Consider the following 1,641-nt stretch of genomic DNA (forward strand, 5'->3'; position numbering starts at 1 on the left):
GCCAGTTGCATTTTCTGAAAACTTCAATGAAAGCTTTCGGATTGAATGCCCATTCTTTTGAAAAGAGATCCCGATGAGCGATGGATAGTGCTGTGACATGTTCAATAAATTTGTCATAGTCAGCTTTTTCCATGGGGGAGGTGTTTCTGGCGCTGGTTTCTATTAGCCATTTCCATCTTTTGTTTTGATTTTCTGCATTCCATTCGCATGGAATTTTGCATATTGTCTTGTGCATCTGGTGTGCAATGTGATCCTCTCTTAAGGCGGCCAATCCTTCTATAGGGTTTATTTCGCCGTCGCCGTCCAGATCAATTAACGATTTGAGTGTCTGTGAATCGCAGTGGGCATCATTATTGACGTTGTCTGTAATCAGTCTCCATTTTTTCCATTGTGGAAAGTCGGCGTCGCTGAATTTGCGTACGTTGGCAGCATTGAGATTAACCCACCCCTTTCCGTTTGTATAAGGTATTTCTCGCCAGTGGGGTAGGTCTGCGGGGAGTAAGGTATCTGGGCCAATAATGCGTCCAAAACGCAGGATCTCCATAATTGCGCTCGGTGCTGGTTGAGTCGCAGTTTTGTAGCTTTTGCTGATGGTTGCGCAACTTTCATGAATTTTGTATTCCGCTCCTGATTCGATAATCGGCGATCCAACAACTATACCCTGAGGCGTGTAGCTCGTGACATGGACATCCCCGCGTCGACCTGATTCACCAATGCCGCCAGCGTATCGCATGCCAATTACCATGGGGTCGGTGGTTCGTGTTAAAGGCTGCAATGCGATAGGAGTTGCAGGCAAGGGCGTGCCAGCCGGAGCCGGCTTTTGAGCCACTGCGCTGTTGAGTAAAGGGCGTTGGCTATAAATTGGGGTGTCGATGGGTAGGTAAAAATATATTTCGCCAAAAACTGCGTCCAGACGCCCATCGCGGTCGACTGGCAAACTTCCTGAAATCCGGCCTATGAGCTTTCTTAGGTTCTCTTCGTCACATCGAATTTCAAAATGAATTAGATTGGCCTGTCCGTAAATATATCCAGCTTGGCCAAGTTCATCTTTTCGCCAGATTGGCTGATTCTGCCTTGCCGTGGTTCTGATGCTGTAGAGGTGATGATATATGGAGTAAAACTGAACTGAAGTCGTTTGTCCATGGTTGTTAATGCCAATTTCTGTTTCGTGCCTTATTATAATTGTCCCATCGCTGGTATATCCGCCGCCGTAGCAAAGCGGGTGCTGCGAATCATTTGTTTTTGTCGGTTCACGCACAAACACCACAGTTCCATCTGCAATCGCCCGAACGGGTTCAGGGGTTGTGCCATTTAGCGGCGCGGTCAAATGCACCCCTCCATGCCAGTCAAAATTTGCGCTTACAGGATAGGCGCCAGCGCCAGGACCTCCGCACGCCATCGCAACATTCAGCCACTGCTCCTCAGTCAAATCGCCGCGCGGTGGCAAAAAAGGTGGGCTGATCAACATATCAAAGAGAAATCCTTCTCATGGTTGAAAATGTCAGCGTGCCGCGTGGCATCAGCGGCATCTGGTAGTTGAAGTGGGCGGCCCCCACAAAACTCCTCATCCCCGCCCGCATCGTCAACGTCCCCGGCGCCACGAATTCCACATTGCCGGCTTCCAATATCAACCCCGCCCCG

1 protein-coding gene is annotated in these 1,641 nt (G+C 49.4%); it reads right to left on the minus strand.

Annotation, left to right across the window (positions count from 1 at the left end):
- The coding region (locus ALA01S_RS33810; protein ID WP_157119442.1) for a M23 family metallopeptidase at positions 1-1,468 on the minus strand (1,468 nt) is incomplete at its 3' end.
- Positions 1,469-1,641 lie beyond the last annotated feature (173 nt).

It is taken from the genome of Azohydromonas lata NBRC 102462, assembly GCF_001571085.1.
Classification (GTDB): domain Bacteria; phylum Pseudomonadota; class Gammaproteobacteria; order Burkholderiales; family Burkholderiaceae_C; genus Azohydromonas; species Azohydromonas lata.